The sequence below is a fragment of the Spirulina major PCC 6313 genome, from assembly GCF_001890765.1.
GTDB lineage: Bacteria > Cyanobacteriota > Cyanobacteriia > Cyanobacteriales > Spirulinaceae > Spirulina > Spirulina major.
The window spans coordinates 3,947,210-3,961,919 of record NZ_KV878783.1 but is presented as its reverse complement, the minus strand read 5'-3'; the positions used below and the strand labels follow the sequence as shown (position 1 = coordinate 3,961,919).

The following is a 14,710-nucleotide window of genomic DNA, read 5'->3' as shown; positions in this document are numbered from 1 at the left end:
CTACTGTGCTTACTCCTCATCATTTTGGGCATAGTCTAACCTCCATAGCCTTACTGGGCTTTATCTCTCAGGATATCTTCAACCCCCTAATACATATGACTTAGTAAAACCCCTACAGGATTAGGTCGGGGAGGGGGGTGCGGGTTTCGGGGTGGACGATGCGAATTTCGGTGTGGGGCAGCGGCGGGCCCGATGCGCCCCGTAGGTTACATTCGCGACTGCGGACGGTGGCGACGGGGGCGGTTTCGGTGAGGCCGTAGCCGACGATCAGAGGAACGTTAATCAGTTCGTAAAATGTGTCGATGTGACGGGCGAGGGAGCCGCCGCCGCTGACGAAGTATTTAATGCAGCCACCGGTGGCGGCGCGGACTTTGCCGTAAACGAGGCGATCGCCCAAGAGATGGAGGGGTTTGAGGAGGGCGGCTTTGAGTTTGGCTTTGGTGCGATCGCTCGCCGATGGGTTGGGGCGCAACAGATCGAGGTCATCCGCCAACCGTCGCGCCAGGATGTATTTTTCTGACCAGCCAAAAAAGAAGTGAATCAACGCCTGTTGACGAGCGGATTTTTCCCGGAAGGTTTTTTGCACCCCTTCGTAGATCGATTCCCACAGACGCGGCACGCCCACCATAAAGTGCGGTTTAAAGCTGGCCAGGTCTTGCTTGAAATAGCGAATATTGGTGTACATCTGCGAACAACCGTAGGCGAAGAGGAAATATTCCACCGTCCGCTCGTAGGAATGCCAACTGGGGAGAATGGAGAGGACGCGATCGCCCGCCGTCGGTTTAATCGCACTAATAAACGTCGTGATTTGGTGGAGCAAATTACCATGGGTCAGCATCACACCCTTGGGTTTTCCCGTCGTGCCGGAGGTATAGAGCAAGGTGACGAGATCCGAGGGTTGGATCGCCACGGGGGTCAAGGGCTGCTGTTGACCCAAGGCGAGTAGTTGCTCAAAGTTGAGCATTCTAACCGCCCCTTCAGGATCAGGCGTTTCATCCGACAGCAAAATAATCACCGAGACCGATTGCTCACTAAGTTCCGGCTGGAGGGTCTTCAAGGTTTTGAAATCTTGAACGATCAGCGCGGTGCTGTCACTGTCTGCATAGATATAGAGGAGTTCGTAGCGATCGGCTTGGGCCGAACGCACCACATTCGCCGCCCCTGTCAAGATCACCCCTTGATCGGCAATTAACCAGCGGGGGCTATTATCGGCAAACAATGCCACCTTATCCCCCGGTTTCACCCCCAAGGCTTGCAAACCGCTGGCGAACTGCTCGATGGCCCGATAGGCTTCGCCGTAGGTGTAGCGCACCTCTGGGGTGCTGTGGGGATCGTAGAGGGCGAGAATATCCCGGTGTTTTTGGCAGGTGATTTGCCAGACTTGGGCGAGGGATGTGGCGGTGTCGTAGTCAGTGGGCATGGTTCCCTTGGCGATCGCATTCAATGGAGAGTCTATTGCTGTCATGTTACCCGGAAATATTGCAGATTACCCCCCAGCCTAGGCAACAAACCCCAGCCTCCCGAATCTTCAGGGACAGATTCTCAGTTGACCGCCCTGGGGGAATCGTGCCCAACTCAAAAATCCTGTCTCCCCCAGGGAAAACAGGATTTTGGTCGAATTTTGAGGCTTCAGATCAACGCTTAATCAAGCTGAGGCGCGATCAAGGCTGGAGTGATGGGGAATAGAACCTGCTCGGCGGTCATTTCCTGGGGTTCTACCGTGGCGAATATCGGCAGAGCCGCCCCTACCTTTTGGGCAATATGCACCGTTTTGGTGTCGTAGCTGGTCATCGCCAGTTTGGGGTAGAGACCAATGCCGATAATCGGTACGAGGAAGCACACCGCGATAAACACTTCACGGGGGTTCGCATCGCTAAACCAGTTGTCCTGCTTCGGAGCCGGAGCCCCATCGCCGTAGAACACTTCCCGCAGCATCGAGAGGAGATAGATCGGGGTGAGAATTAGACCCACAGCGGAGAGGAAGACGATCACGGTTTTGAACGAGAGGCTATAGGCATCGCTGTTGGCCATGCCGAGGAACACCGTCAGTTCGCTGACGAAGCCGCTCATGCCGGGGAGGGCGAGGGATGCCATGGCGGCGACGGTGAAGAGGGCGAAGATTTTCGGCATCTGTTGGGCGAGGCCGCTCATTTCGTCCATCATCAGGGTGTGGGTGCGATCGTAGGCTGCCCCGGCTAGGAAGAAGAGGGCGGCGGCGATCAACCCGTGGGAGAGCATTTGCAACATCGCACCGTTTAAGCCGACTTCCGTGAAGGAGGCGAGGCCAATCAAGACAAAGCCCATGTGAGAAACGGAGGAATAGGCAAGGCGGCGTTTAAGATTGGTTTGTCCGAAGGCGGCGAAGGCTCCGTAGACAATGTTAACCACACCCAGCACCACGAGGACGGGGGCAAAGTGGCTGTGGGCATTGGGGAGGAGTTCCATGTTCATCCGAATCAAACCATAACCGCCCATTTTGAGCAGAATCCCGGCGAGCACCATGGAGACGGGGGCGGAGGCTTCACCGTGGGCATCGGGGAGCCAAGTGTGGACGGGAAACATGGGCAGTTTGACGGCAAAGGCGATCAGGAAACCCACGTAGGCGAAGAGTTCGAGGGCGGCGGGGTATTCTTTCAGACCCAGTTCAGCGAGGTCGAAGGTGATGCGATCGCCCGAAAAGGCCAAGCCCAAACCGGCAACCAAAATAAATAAGGAGGCTAATGCCGTATACAAAATAAATTTAGTCGCAGCATAGAGGCGTTTGGGCCCGCCCCAGATCGAAATCAAGAGATAAACCGGAACTAACTCCAGTTCCCACATCGTGAAAAATAACAGTAAATCTTTGGCGACAAACACCCCCATCTGCGCACCGTAGAGGGCCAACATCAGCCCGTAAAACAGCCGAGGCTTATGACTCACACGCCAGGCAGCCATCAACGCCAAGGTATTGACGAAGGCGGTTAAAACCAACAGCGGCAACGAAATGCCATCGACGGCAACAGACCAATTCACCCCCAACTGCGGCAGCCAAGCATAGGTTTCGCTGAGTTGGAAGCCCACAGCGGTGCGATCGAATTGGGTGGCAGCGAGATAAACCGTTAAGGCGAGTTCGACAAGTCCCACGCCTAACCCATACCAACGCAGGGTTTTCCCGTCTTTATCCGGAATGAGGGGGACAGCGATCGCCGCCACCATGGGCAGCAAAATCAGGGTTGTGAGCCAAGGCACTTGAGTGGTAAACATGGAGAGATAAGAATAAATACTCAGGGCACGTTCCTATTGTATTAACTTTTGCTAAGTTTTGAAACAAAATTTGGAAAAAAGTTCAAACGGTGTGCTGAAACCCCGATGTCCTGCGTCTGGATCTCGTGATTTCGCCCTGACTGCGCCGTTGATCACCGCAAGTTGAATCCGGCAGATGCCCAACATTCGCTCAAAAAAACAATAAATTTGACTTTTTAGGAATTTTATGTATAAAGATAGACGGTGTTGATCGATCGCAACTGTCATTGGGTTCAAGCACTGAATTAGTCTAAATACGACCTGTTCTAATCGTTTCTCTGAGCTGTGTCATTCGGCATCAGTCCGCCAGAATATTAAGAAAAGATTAAAATCCAAGAAAGTACATGGCATTCGGAGGATTCCATCATGTTTCAACGACTCGCACAACAACATCGATCCTTTGTTCGGGATTTGGTGATGAATCTACAGGCTTTGGCGATGGTGCTAGAGCAACGCGGCTATCTCGCGTCGTGCTACACCTGTGGCGGTGAGATGAATAGTGCATCATTTATGGTGAGCTTGGGTGAGAACCACTTGATTCGATTTTTGGTGTCGGACTACGGCATCACCTGGACGGAAATGCGGGACGATCGCGAATTGATGAAGCTCGAAGGGGCTGAAGCGATTAGCCAACTCCAAGAACTCGCTAACTTGGTGAAATACCATACGGACTCCAATCCAGAGCAGCTTGTGGCGGCGACCATGCCGACAATTCCCCCGCGCTAATGGTAGCCATGGCACCCTTTTCCCAGCGCTTGAGGGGCGCTCGATCTGTGGTGTGGCTGCCTCGCTCTTTACGATTTGGTGCTGAATGTTAAGAAAATAAAGAAAATATTACAAAATTCTGGGATCACGTTGATCCCTGTAATGATTAGAGCAATTCAAATGAGGTCAGCGTCAATTCGCACATAAAGACCTTAACTATAGTAAGCCCGGTTAATATCAAGGAGCGCCGTTCCAATTGGAATGGCGCTTCTCATATATGGGGCCGTCGTTTCGGGCGATCGCACCGCAACACAATAGCCGCAGCATGGCTGGCGGTTACGGGTTCAATCCCGACGGCGGCGGGAGCGGTTTCCCGTGCCCATTGGGGCCTGAATCCTGGGGCGATCGCACTTCACAAGCCTCGTTACGATATCCAGGTTTCAGGACAATTCGCGGCAATTTCCTTAAAACGTATCGGGATAGCGTTCTTGGAGAAATTCTAAGAGCACATCAAAATGAAAGTGATCAATTAGCTTAATCACTTTCGCCTTAAAACTGGGATGGGTTGTCTCGATTTCATCGAGGAGTTCCAGAATTGCTTGATTGTCGATGGTGAGAGCGGCTTGATGCAGGGATTGAATCCAGTCCAACGGCAGGTTTTCAAGATCGTTGGGAACCAGCAGGGTTTTAAAGTTGGTGGTGTCGTCCAATGCAGTCTTGAAAAAAAGCGCATCGGCATTTTTTTCATCAATGACAGTGGCCGACGGTGGGCTGGAAATGTCATGCACTGAGCAGGGTTGCATCGGTAAACTGACGCTAAAACATGACCCTTGGCCCACTTGGGTATCAACGAGGATTTCCCCATTCAACAACCCCACATATTCCCGACTAATCGATAGCCCTAATCCCGTCCCTTCCGTGGATTTTTGGCCACTACTGGTTTGCACAAAGGGTTCAAACAAAAGCTCAATTTCATGGGGTTCGATCCCAGGGCCTGTATCCGTGACGCTGACATGGAGCAGGATATGATCGGGATCATTGGCGGTGGGATGATGTTGGGCATCGGCTTGAATCTTGACCGTTCCCGCATCGGTGAACTTAATCGCGTTGCCGATCAGATTACTGAAAATCTGGCGGAGTTTGCTGTCATCACTCTTGACCCCTCTCGGTACGGCGGGACTGGTTTCTAGGCTTAAGGTGAGTCCTTTTTGATCGGCTCTAGGACGGTGCATCTCGTAGAGAGATTGCAGAAGATTGTGGAGATCTAAGGCGGTGAAGTTTGTTTCAACTTGTCCGGCTTCGAGCTTCGACATGGACAGAATGTCGTTAATCAAGATCAGTAAATGTTCACCGCTGCGTTTAATAATTGACAGGTTATCCCGTTGGACGTTGGATAGGGATTGATCGCCGCCGAGGAGTTGGCTAAACCCCAGAATCGCGTTGAGGGGGGTGCGCAGTTCATGGCTCATGCTGGCCAGGAAGGAGCTTTTGGCGCGGTTGGCGGTTTCAGCGATTTCTTTGGCGGTGGTGAGGGCGGCTTCGGCCCGTTTGCGATCGCTAATATTTCGCACCATAATCAACACCTCATCTTCCCCCGTCACCACGATCCGCGCCTCTTCATGTTCGAGGGTTCCATTGATTTCAATGGAATATTCACACAGTTGCAGTTCTCCGGTGGCCAATGCCCGTTCCGCCAACTGCATCCATTGACCGGAAATTTCCGGAGGCAACACCGCGTTAATATTATTGCCAATCACCGTCGCTTCGGGGTTGTAGAGATTCGTGCGATTGGCATTGCGGAGATCTTGATAATTCCCCTCACGATCAATCCGAATTAAAAGATCCGGGATCGCGAGCAGCATGGCACGATTGTTGGCTTCACTTTTGCGCAGGGCTTCATTGCGTTCTCGCAGTTGGGCCACATGCTCAAGGGTGCGTTCCAGGGTGATTTCCAAATCATCAAAGTTGATCGGCTTAGTGAGAAAATCAAACGCGCCCCGATTCATCGCCGCCCGAATGTTGCCAAAATCTCCATAGGCGGAAATGACCACCGTTTTTGGGGTCGGTGAAGGTCGATTGGCCAGGTGGTTAAGCAGAGTTAAGCCATCCATCCGGGGCATGTTGATATCCGTCAACATGACATCAACATGGGGATGCTGTTCAATTTGTTCGAGGGCTTCTACACCATTGTTGGCGAAGATAAATTCCAACTCACCTTTGCGAATCTTGCGCCGAAATGACTTTTGTACGAGAACCTGCATGGTCGGTTCATCATCTACCACAAGAATAGTTGCGGCCATGGCCCATCTCTAAGAAATTGCGTTGTTATCCCCTATCCTACGCAAGTTTACCCGCAGAATTTGATGAATCTTTGTAATCTGTTGTAATTGTACCTTGACATAAACACGTAAATAGAAACACGGAGATTACCGCACGAAAATGCCCCCAGTGCGATCGCGCTGAGGGTGTCGATCACATTAAACCAAGCGGTGAGTACAATCAAAACGTGGGAACCATCAACGTCAGCCGCTTGCCTGTAGCGATCTGGACGAATGTTGCGACGCGGTCTGGAGGTCTGGCGCTAGGACTGCTGCAAGATCGTGTCATCGAGGCTGAAATCTACTGCTGCACTGCCGCGTCCGGAGGGGAGGTAGCCCTGTTGAAAGGAGTCGGTCAGGCCGGAGATGAGGTCAAATTTGGGCTGCCATTGGAGGTCTTTTTTGGCTTTGTGGGTGTCGGTGAAAAAGTGTTGCACGCGCAGGGGAAAGGCTTTCTTTTTGCCAAAGTCGAAGGCTTTGGGGTCGAAGTGAACGAGTTTGAGTTGATCGGGGTCTTTGCCGGCGGCGATCGCACAGGCCCGCGCTAAGCCGTTAAAGGTGATCAAGCGATCGCCGGAAATGTTGTAAATTTGCCCCTTAGCTTGGTCATTACCGAGGATCGCCACCATGGCCGCGGCGAGATCTTCCACGTGACCGAGTTGGGTGATCGCCATGCCATCGCCGGGGATCGGAATCGGGCGATCGCGCACAATCCGATCAAAAAACCACGCTTCCACATCGTTATAATTCTGCGGCCCGTAGATATACACCGGCCGCACCGATGTCCAGGGTAGCCCACTGGCCGCGAGATAAGCCTCCGTTTCATGTTTGCCCTTGTGGCGGCTGTTGGGATCAACGGCATCGCCTTCGATGTGGGGCGGTTGATCGGTTTTGAGATAGACCCCCGCCGAACTGACATAGACAAAATGCTGTACCTTGCCCGTAAAGAGGGCTGCTAATGGCTCCGTATCACTGCGCTCGCGGCCATTATTGTCAAAAACCGCATCAAATTCTTGATCCTGAAGGTTTGCCGTGAGGGTGGCGATGTCTTTGCGATCGCCTTGGATCTGCTCCACGCCCGCCACAGGAACCGGGTGATTGCCCCGATTAAACAGCACCACATCATGGCCCTGAGCCACCAACTGCTGCGTTAAAGACACCCCGATAAATCGGGTTCCCCCCATCATTAAAATTCGCATTGCTTTTTCCTAATCGTCTTAACCCCAAAACAGGGTGCAGCCATGCACACCCTGTGAGATTTTTTTCATTTGCATCGCTGCACACCGTTACACCAAGCTGTACAACAGGCCGCCCACCAATTGAACAATGAATTGCCCAATGAACGAGAGGGCAAAAAAGGCCAACATCGGCGAGATATCAATACCACCCAAGGGGGGAATCAAAGACCGGAAAATATTGAGATAGGGATCGGTGATCGGACTCAACGCACCCATCACTTGCTGGGCCCAACCGGCTGTTTGAAACCAGGTCAAGAGAACGCGGATTAACAGCAGAATGCTGTAAAGCTGAATGAAATTTTGAAGTCCTACGACGAGAACTCGAACCACACTGGCATCCATAAAATAAATATCACTCGCTAAATGACTGTTCTTGATATTGTACAAGGTTGCTCAGCCTATGACTCTGGGGATGACCCATTCACTGAGCCAAGCTGTTGGCGCACATCATCAATGGCAAGATTGAGTTGAGAAATTTTGCTTTCTAAACTGCGGCGGGCCCCTTCAATGGTTTCGTCACTCGGATCGTTGCTCTCTAGATTTGGGGAATCGTCTTGATCATCCGTCCACCGTTTTGAGGCTGCCAACGCACCGACGACACCGCCGACGACACCGCCGACTAGGGTTCCCAGTAAAAATCCACCTGTAAATCCATCACGTTGACTCATTGTGTTTACCTCGTTGTTGCTCGTTGTCTTGGGTTAATTGCGGTTTTTTGGGGGTGTGATGGTTCGCGATCGCTGCTTACGTCCCAAAGGAGCGATCGCCCGCATCCCCCAGTCCCGGCACAATATAGCCCTGCTCATTCAACCCCTCGTCAATGATGGCAGTGTACACCGTCAAACTCGGATAGACTGCACTGAGCTTTTGCAGAGCTTGGGGAGCCGCCACCACAGACTCAATCCGCACATTGGCCGGATCAACGCCCCGCTGCACCACTTCCGCCATGGCCGCCATAATTGACCCGCCCGTAGCCAACATCGGATCGAGAATTAAAACCCGGGTATCCGGGGCAAAGCGCTCCGGTAATTTATTCAAGTAACAACTGGCTTCGAGGGTTTCTTCATTGCGCACGAGGCCGAGATGATAGGTGGAGGCAATGGGGAGGAGGGTTTGAGCGCCATCGAGGAGGGCAAGACCGGCCCGCAACACGGGGATCACAGCGATGGGAACGCGGGGATCGATGAGGGTGGCGGCGGTCTCGGTTAATGGAGTGGTGACAGTGGTTTCGACGGTGGGCAGCCAGTGGCGACAGGCTTCGTAGGTGAGCCAGCGCCCCAATTCTGTCATCGCACTTTTAAAGAGCACGGATGGCGTTTCATGATCGCGGGCGACGCCAAGCCAATGCTTGACGAGGGGATGATCGGGAACGTACACACGCAACTGTAGGGTCATGCGAATTTTTGCCAGCTTACCAAGGATTTATCATACTCTGTTCTTGGGGTTGGATCTACGGATGGGGTGGGGGATCGTGGGAGGGTTTGGCGGGAGGATGCTTTGGAGCGCGGGGGGTAATGGATTGGGCTTGGTCGGCGCGCATAATTTCCCCGACGGTGACGTTGAGTTGACTGCCCACTAACATCACCAGGGAGGTGAGATAGAGCCACAACATCAAGACCATGACGGTTCCGACTGCGCCATAGACCCGGTTATAGGTTCCAAAATTATCCACGTAGAACTGAAAGAGCCAGGAGACCCCCAACCAGGAACAGGCGGCGAGTAATGCACCGGGTAAGACCGGGGTTTCCGGTCGCCACCGACTCGGGCCTAAGCGATACATCAACACAAAGGCCACCACAACGAGGCTCAAGACGAAGGGAAGATTGAGGGTGCTCCACAGGCGCAGAAATAGATAGGTTCCGTCTTTGACGCGATAGAGGGGAAACTGTTCGACGATCGCAAGGGTGGAGATGATCAATTGATTGCCGATCAGGACGAAGAAGGCGGCGATCGCCAAGAGAACAATACTCCCCAACGTCAGCAAAATCGCCACGCCCCGCGATTGCCAAAAGGGACGACGCAACCGGGGCGGAATGCGGTGAATCTGATCCAAGGCATTCATGGCGGTGCAGAGGGCGGAAGAGGCGATCCAAATCGCGGCGAGGAAACTAATGGAAAAAAGACCCCCATTTTTTTGCTCTGTGACTTCCTGAACAAAGTTGCTGAGGAGTTGCCACATCAAATCCGGCACCACAATTCGCAGCGCACTGGCCGCATCCCGTAGCACGGTTTGCAGCGAGGTATCATTAACCACCCTAAAGGGAGCCAGCAGATTCCGTAACCAGCCTTGGATTGAGTCTTCAAAGAGACCAATGGCGGTGAGAAAGGCCAGGATCGTCGGAAACAGTGCCAACATTGAGCCATAGGCCATTTCTGCGGCGAGTCCGTTGAGGCGTTGGCGAAAAACGCGATGGGTGGTGATCCGAATGGCTGGCCAGCGCAGATAGTAAAAAAAGCGAATCCAGGCTGGGAGTTTCATGGGTTTGCGGTCACAGTGGGCACGGTTGGCAACAGGAGGGCGAAGGAGTTGGAGGAGACGATCTATAATCGCCATAATCGCCTATAGCTTACCGAGTGGAAAGAATTAATGAGTGAAGAGTTGGTGCAGTGGCTCGCTGAAATTCGTACCCTGAAACAGGCGTTAGCGGAAGCGGAGCGCGATCGCGATGCGGCCCAAGCCAGCGCGACCCATTGGCGCAAACTCTACAATACTGAGGCTCGCCAACGTCGCGAAGAGGCCAAAATCGCCCAAGCGCAACAGGATGCGCTTCAGGCTCAATTGCGGGGCGGGCAGTCCACACCGGAGACGACAGCCCAAAACCCGACGAATTTTGCCGCTGAATTGGCTCCGATTCGCAACGAAGAGCAATTGCGGCAGAAGTTAGTGGCGGTGTTGCAGGAGCGCGATCGCGCCCTCGATGCCCTGCGCCACGAACAGGAAAACCACCGCTACACCCGCCAAAACCTCACGGCCGTCATCGGTGACACGATGGAACAATTAACACTGCTGCGCGGTGGCACGCTGCCGCCCCCCTCCCCTCGGCAGGATGAGCCGGAATCGGTGGCGGCATCGGCTTCGATCGCGCCGGTGGATGTGATGTCGCCGGAGGTGGTCGCCCTGTTGGAAGCGCCAAAACCTCCGGCCACGCCTCCGCCTCAGACCTCGAAGTGATGGCGATTTGGTTGATTGGTGGGACGGCGGACAGTAAGGCGATCGCTACTCATCTCCTGCCCCATGCCATCCCCCTCGCGATTACTGTCACCACCCCCCAAGCTCAGCGGTTATATCCTGATCACCCCCTGTATCGGGTTCATGTCGGGACATTAACGGCGGCACAGATGCCGGCCTTTCTGCGGAAGCAGCGGATCTGCGGCATTGTCGATGCGTCTCATCCCTATGCGCGGGACATTTCCGAGAATGCGATCGCCGTTGCGCAGGATCTTAACCTGCCCTATCTCCGCTATGAACGGCCATCACTCCCCCGCGACCCCCATCCGACCGTGACCCCGGTTCCGGATTGGCGGACATTTCTTGCGGGGGATGGGTGGCGCGATCGCCGTATTCTCTTCACCATTGGCTATCGCTACCTCGCCGATCTTGCCCCGTGGCAGGCGCGGAGTAGGTTGTTTGTGCGGATTTTGCCCAGTGCGATCGCCCTCGATGCCGCCCTCAAGGCTGGATTTTCCCCGGATCGAATTATCGCCCTTCGCCCCCCGATCAGCATCGAGTTAGAAACAGCCCTGTGGCAACAGTGGGACATTGAAGCGGTGGTCACGAAAGCATCGGGCCAGGCAGGGGGTGAGGATGTGAAGCGACAGGTGGCGCAACGGTTGGGGGTGGAATTGATCGTGATTGAGCGGCCCGCCTTGGCCTATCCCCGGCAAACCAACAACCAAGACGATATACTCAATTTTTGTAACCGTTGTCTTTCTTGATCTCACCATGGCTGATCCTCTTACCTCTGCTGTTAGCGATCGCATCTGTGCCCACATGAACGATGACCACGCCGAAGCGATCGCCCTCTATGCCCAAGTCTACGGCGATCGCCCCACCACCGAAGCCGCCGAAATGGTCGATATTGACCCCCAGGGCATGACCCTCAACGCCACCGTTGACGGCATCACCGAAGTGCTCCGTATTGAATTTGACCACACCCTCACCGACTCCGACGATGCCCACCATACCCTCGTCGCCATGCTCAAACAAGCCCGCCAAAAGGGTTAGGGGTTCAGCACCATCGAAACCGACAATCTAATCTAATCGTCCGGACTGCCCATTGTCCTCAGCACCGGCTTTGCGGGGGCCAAGGGGGTTCGATGTTTCAGCGATCGCGCCGGACGATATCGGCCCAGGAACCGGATTCAGCATTAAATCAGCATTAAAACTGATTTAAAAAACGCAGATCACTACTGTACAGGCGGCGAATATCATCAATGTGGTGCAACACCATCGCGAAACGCTCCACCCCTAACCCCGCCGCAAAGCCGCTGTAAATTTCGGGGTCATAGCCCACGGCTTTCAGCACATTGGGGTCCACCATGCCACAGCCCAACACTTCGAGCCATTTCCCTTCCCACTGCACATCCACTTCCGCCGACGGTTCCGTGAAGGGGAAATAACTGGCGCGAAAGAGCATCGCCAATTCTTCGCCGAACATCTGCCGAACAAACTCTTTTAATGTGCCTTTGAGGTCGGTGAAGGTGAGGCCTTTGTCAATGGCGAGAATTTCCACTTGATGAAAGACGGCGGAATGGGTGGCATCGACGGTATCGCGGCGATAGACCCGACCGGGGGCGATGATTCGCAAGGGGGGATCGTTTTGTTCCATGTGGCGGATTTGCACCGATGAGGTGTGGGTGCGCAGCAGGTTGCCGTCGGGGAGATAGAAGGTATCCTGCATATCACGGGCGGGGTGCTCTGGGGGCGTGTTGAGGGCTTCAAAGTTGTAGTAGTCGCTCTCCATTTCGTAGCCTTCGGCGACGGTGTAGCCCAGGCCCACAAAGATTTCAATGACGCGATCGATGATGCTGTTGAGGGGATGGATGCGACCGAGGGGACGGGCCACACCGGGCATGGTGACATCGAGGGTTTCGGCGGCCAGTTGGGCGGCGATCTGGGCCTGTTCGAGGCGATCGCGCCTCGCCTCCAAATCAGTTTGAATCGTCGTCTTCACCTCATTGGCGATCGCCCCAATTTGCGGACGCTCTTCGGCGCTTAATTTCCCCATGCCCCGCAAAATCTGTGAGAGTTTCCCTTTCTTGCCCAAATAGGCAACCCGTTCTTGCTCAAGGGCGGCTAGATCGTGAACCGATGCGATCGCGCTGGCGGCTTCGGTCTGTAATTCTTGAAGTTGGGCTGCTAGATTGGACATTGACGATAGTTTTGATGGTAATTGGCCTGACTTCTAGTGTAGCGATCAAGAGGCCAAGATTTTTCAGAGGGGATTGCAGAGAATTCATGAGTAAAGCCTGTCGTGTTCTCATTAGTAATGACGATGGTATTTTAGCGATCGGGGTACGCACCCTCGCGAATACCTTGGCCGAAGCCGGCCATCACGTCACCGTGGTTTGTCCAGACCGCGAACGTTCCGCCACGGGCCACGGGTTGACCATTCACCAACCGATTCGGGTTGATCCCGTCGCCGATATCTATCACGAATCCATCCAAGCCTGGGCCTGTTCGGGGACTCCCTCGGACTGTGTCAAACTCGCCCTCAGTGCCTTACTCAAGGACCCCCCGGATTTTGTCCTCTCCGGGATTAACCAAGGTGCGAACCTTGGCACCGATGTCCTCTATTCCGGCACTGTTTCCGCCGCCATGGAAGGTGCGATCGAAGGATTTCCCAGTATTGCCTTCAGCCTCACCAGTTTTAAACATCAAGACTTTTCCGTGGCTGCTCGGTTTGCGGTGCAACTCCTTGCCCAACTGATCGACGTGCCCTTACCCGAACCGGCCTTATTGAATGTGAATATTCCCCCGGTGCCAGAGTCGGACATTGTGGGAGTCGCACTCACGCGCCAAGGGCTGCGGCGCTATCGCGAACAGTTTGAACAACGCTACGACCCACGCGGTAAGGGCTACTACTGGCTGGCGGGGGAAGCCGTGGAAGAAGTCGAGCAGCCGATTCATGCCTATGTTGATGGGGACATTCCCACCGATGTCGAAGCCATCCGCCAAAACTACATCACCCTCACCCCCCTGCAATATGACCTCAGCCATGCGCCCTTACTGAAGCATCTGAATCGCGATCGCCTCCAAGGGTTTAGCCTCCGCAGTCCCAACCCCGCCGACTATGATGATCAGCACCCCTACGAATGGTGCGAAGTCTTACCGTCTGGCCTCAACATCGACATGATCACATTGCCGGGAGGTCAGTTTTGGATGGGCAGCAAGGCAGAAACCGGGTATCGAGAAGAATCACCACGACATCGCGTTCAAATTGCCCCCGTTGCGATCGGGAAATATCCCGTCACCCAAGCCCAATGGCGCATTATGGCCCAGTGGGATAAGGTCGGCCGCGAGTTGAACCCGGAACCGGCTCACTTTCGCGGGGATGATCATCCGGTGGAAAATATCACCTGGCTCGATGCGGTGGAATTTTGTGTCCGTTTATCCTTGAAAACGGGCAAGCTCTACCGTTTACCCACGGAGGCGGAATGGGAATATGCCTGCCGAGCCGGGACAGAAACGCCGTTTTTCTGGGGGGAACATCTCAGCCCAGATCATGCGAATTATCGCCCGGTGGCAGCGGACGAACAAAACCCGTGGCGCGAAAGGACAACCCCGGTGACCAGCTTTGCGCCCAATGCCTTTGGTCTCCATGACTGCCATGGCAATGTGTGGGAATGGTGCAGCGATCAATGGCACAGTAGCTATCAAGCGGCTCCCCAAACGGGGCGGATCTGGGATGAGCAGTTGCGCCAAAGCTATTCAACGCTGCGTTTGAAGTGGTTGCACACGCCCCCCCAGGGCGATCGCGTCCTACGGGGCGGCTCTTGGTATAGCAATGCGACGCTCTGCCGCTCCGCTGCCCGCTACCATTTCCACCCCTACAACCAATACACCGATTTCATCGGCATGCGTCTGGCCTGCGGAGACATGGCCTAAGCGCCCTTGCTCAGGGAATTCGCAACGTTACACTATGGGGAGTATATGTCAGTGTTCTG

At 54.2% G+C, this 14,710-nt stretch carries 14 protein-coding genes and 1 pseudogene; 6 read left to right on the top strand and 9 right to left on the bottom strand.

Going from position 1 to position 14,710, the window contains the following annotated elements:
• Positions 1 to 112: 112 nt before the first annotated feature.
• Together SPI6313_RS17515 and SPI6313_RS17510 are read right to left on the bottom strand one after the other, a co-directional pair.
• The gene (locus SPI6313_RS17515) at positions 113 to 1,465 is read right to left on the bottom strand and encodes an AMP-dependent synthetase/ligase (protein WP_245788861.1); all 1,353 of its coding nucleotides are present in this window, start codon (positions 1,463 to 1,465) and stop codon (positions 113 to 115) included.
• Between the two features lie 176 nt (positions 1,466 to 1,641).
• Positions 1,642 to 3,243 (bottom strand): NAD(P)H-quinone oxidoreductase subunit 4, encoded by a 1,602-nt coding sequence (locus SPI6313_RS17510; RefSeq protein ID WP_072622151.1) that lies wholly within the window; start codon positions 3,241 to 3,243, stop codon positions 1,642 to 1,644.
• A gap of 405 nt (positions 3,244 to 3,648) precedes the next feature.
• On the opposite strand from SPI6313_RS17510, the gene SPI6313_RS17505 reads away from it, so the two are divergent.
• On the top strand, positions 3,649 to 4,008 hold the full coding sequence (locus tag SPI6313_RS17505; protein WP_072622150.1) for a DUF1815 family protein: 360 nt from the start codon (positions 3,649 to 3,651) through the stop codon (positions 4,006 to 4,008).
• Positions 4,009 to 4,451: 443 nt separating this feature from the next.
• Here SPI6313_RS17505 and SPI6313_RS17500 read toward each other — a convergent pair whose 3' ends face one another.
• From SPI6313_RS17500 to SPI6313_RS17475, 6 genes are all read right to left on the bottom strand, one after another.
• Positions 4,452 to 6,287 carry an ATP-binding protein gene (locus tag SPI6313_RS17500; protein ID WP_072622149.1) on the bottom strand — a complete coding sequence of 612 codons (1,836 nt, stop codon included), beginning with the start codon at positions 6,285 to 6,287 and terminating at the stop codon, positions 4,452 to 4,454.
• 281 nt (positions 6,288 to 6,568) lie between these two features.
• A complete protein-coding gene (locus SPI6313_RS17495; protein WP_072622148.1) occupies positions 6,569 to 7,504 on the bottom strand; it encodes an NAD-dependent epimerase/dehydratase family protein in 936 nt (311 codons plus the stop codon).
• 87 nt (positions 7,505 to 7,591) lie between these two features.
• On the bottom strand, positions 7,592 to 7,885 hold the full coding sequence (locus SPI6313_RS17490; RefSeq protein WP_072622147.1) for a YggT family protein: 294 nt from the start codon (positions 7,883 to 7,885) through the stop codon (positions 7,592 to 7,594).
• Between the two features lie 56 nt (positions 7,886 to 7,941).
• Positions 7,942 to 8,211 carry a ssl2009 family thylakoid membrane protein gene (locus SPI6313_RS17485; protein ID WP_072622146.1) on the bottom strand — a complete coding sequence of 90 codons (270 nt, stop codon included), beginning with the start codon at positions 8,209 to 8,211 and terminating at the stop codon, positions 7,942 to 7,944.
• A 76-nt stretch (positions 8,212 to 8,287) separates the two neighbouring features.
• On the bottom strand, positions 8,288 to 8,938 hold the full coding sequence (upp, locus tag SPI6313_RS17480; RefSeq protein WP_072622145.1) for a uracil phosphoribosyltransferase: 651 nt from the start codon (positions 8,936 to 8,938) through the stop codon (positions 8,288 to 8,290).
• Between the two features lie 55 nt (positions 8,939 to 8,993).
• Entirely contained in the window at positions 8,994 to 10,097 is a 1,104-nt protein-coding gene (locus tag SPI6313_RS17475) for a YihY/virulence factor BrkB family protein (protein WP_072622144.1), read from the bottom strand.
• A 33-nt stretch (positions 10,098 to 10,130) separates the two neighbouring features.
• Between SPI6313_RS17475 and SPI6313_RS17470 the strand changes: the two genes are divergently transcribed.
• The 3 genes from SPI6313_RS17470 to SPI6313_RS17460 are packed head-to-tail and all read left to right on the top strand — an operon-like array spanning position 10,131 to position 11,768.
• Positions 10,131 to 10,715: a hypothetical protein gene (locus SPI6313_RS17470; RefSeq protein ID WP_072622143.1), complete on the top strand. Its 585-nt coding sequence runs from the start codon at positions 10,131 to 10,133 to the stop codon at positions 10,713 to 10,715.
• Positions 10,715 to 11,479, top strand: coding sequence for a cobalt-precorrin-6A reductase (locus SPI6313_RS17465; RefSeq protein ID WP_072622142.1), 765 nt, complete (start codon positions 10,715 to 10,717; stop codon positions 11,477 to 11,479). The genes SPI6313_RS17470 and SPI6313_RS17465 overlap by 1 nt, the downstream gene beginning before the upstream one ends.
• Before the next feature lie 7 nt (positions 11,480 to 11,486).
• On the top strand, positions 11,487 to 11,768 hold the full coding sequence (locus SPI6313_RS17460; protein WP_072622141.1) for a DUF2470 domain-containing protein: 282 nt from the start codon (positions 11,487 to 11,489) through the stop codon (positions 11,766 to 11,768).
• Positions 11,769 to 11,922: 154 nt separating this feature from the next.
• Here the strand turns inward: SPI6313_RS17460 and pheS are convergent, their stop codons facing one another.
• Positions 11,923 to 12,915: a phenylalanine--tRNA ligase subunit alpha gene (gene pheS, locus SPI6313_RS17455; RefSeq protein ID WP_072622140.1), complete on the bottom strand. Its 993-nt coding sequence runs from the start codon at positions 12,913 to 12,915 to the stop codon at positions 11,923 to 11,925.
• Positions 12,916 to 13,001: 86 nt separating this feature from the next.
• Here pheS and surE point away from each other — a divergent pair.
• Positions 13,002 to 13,790 (top strand): annotated as a pseudogene (gene surE / locus SPI6313_RS25195) (5'/3'-nucleotidase SurE); the annotation flags it as partial.
• 105 nt (positions 13,791 to 13,895) lie between these two features.
• Positions 13,896 to 14,651 carry a formylglycine-generating enzyme family protein gene (locus tag SPI6313_RS25190; RefSeq protein ID WP_342751674.1) on the top strand — a complete coding sequence of 252 codons (756 nt, stop codon included), beginning with the start codon at positions 13,896 to 13,898 and terminating at the stop codon, positions 14,649 to 14,651.
• Positions 14,652 to 14,710 lie beyond the last annotated feature (59 nt).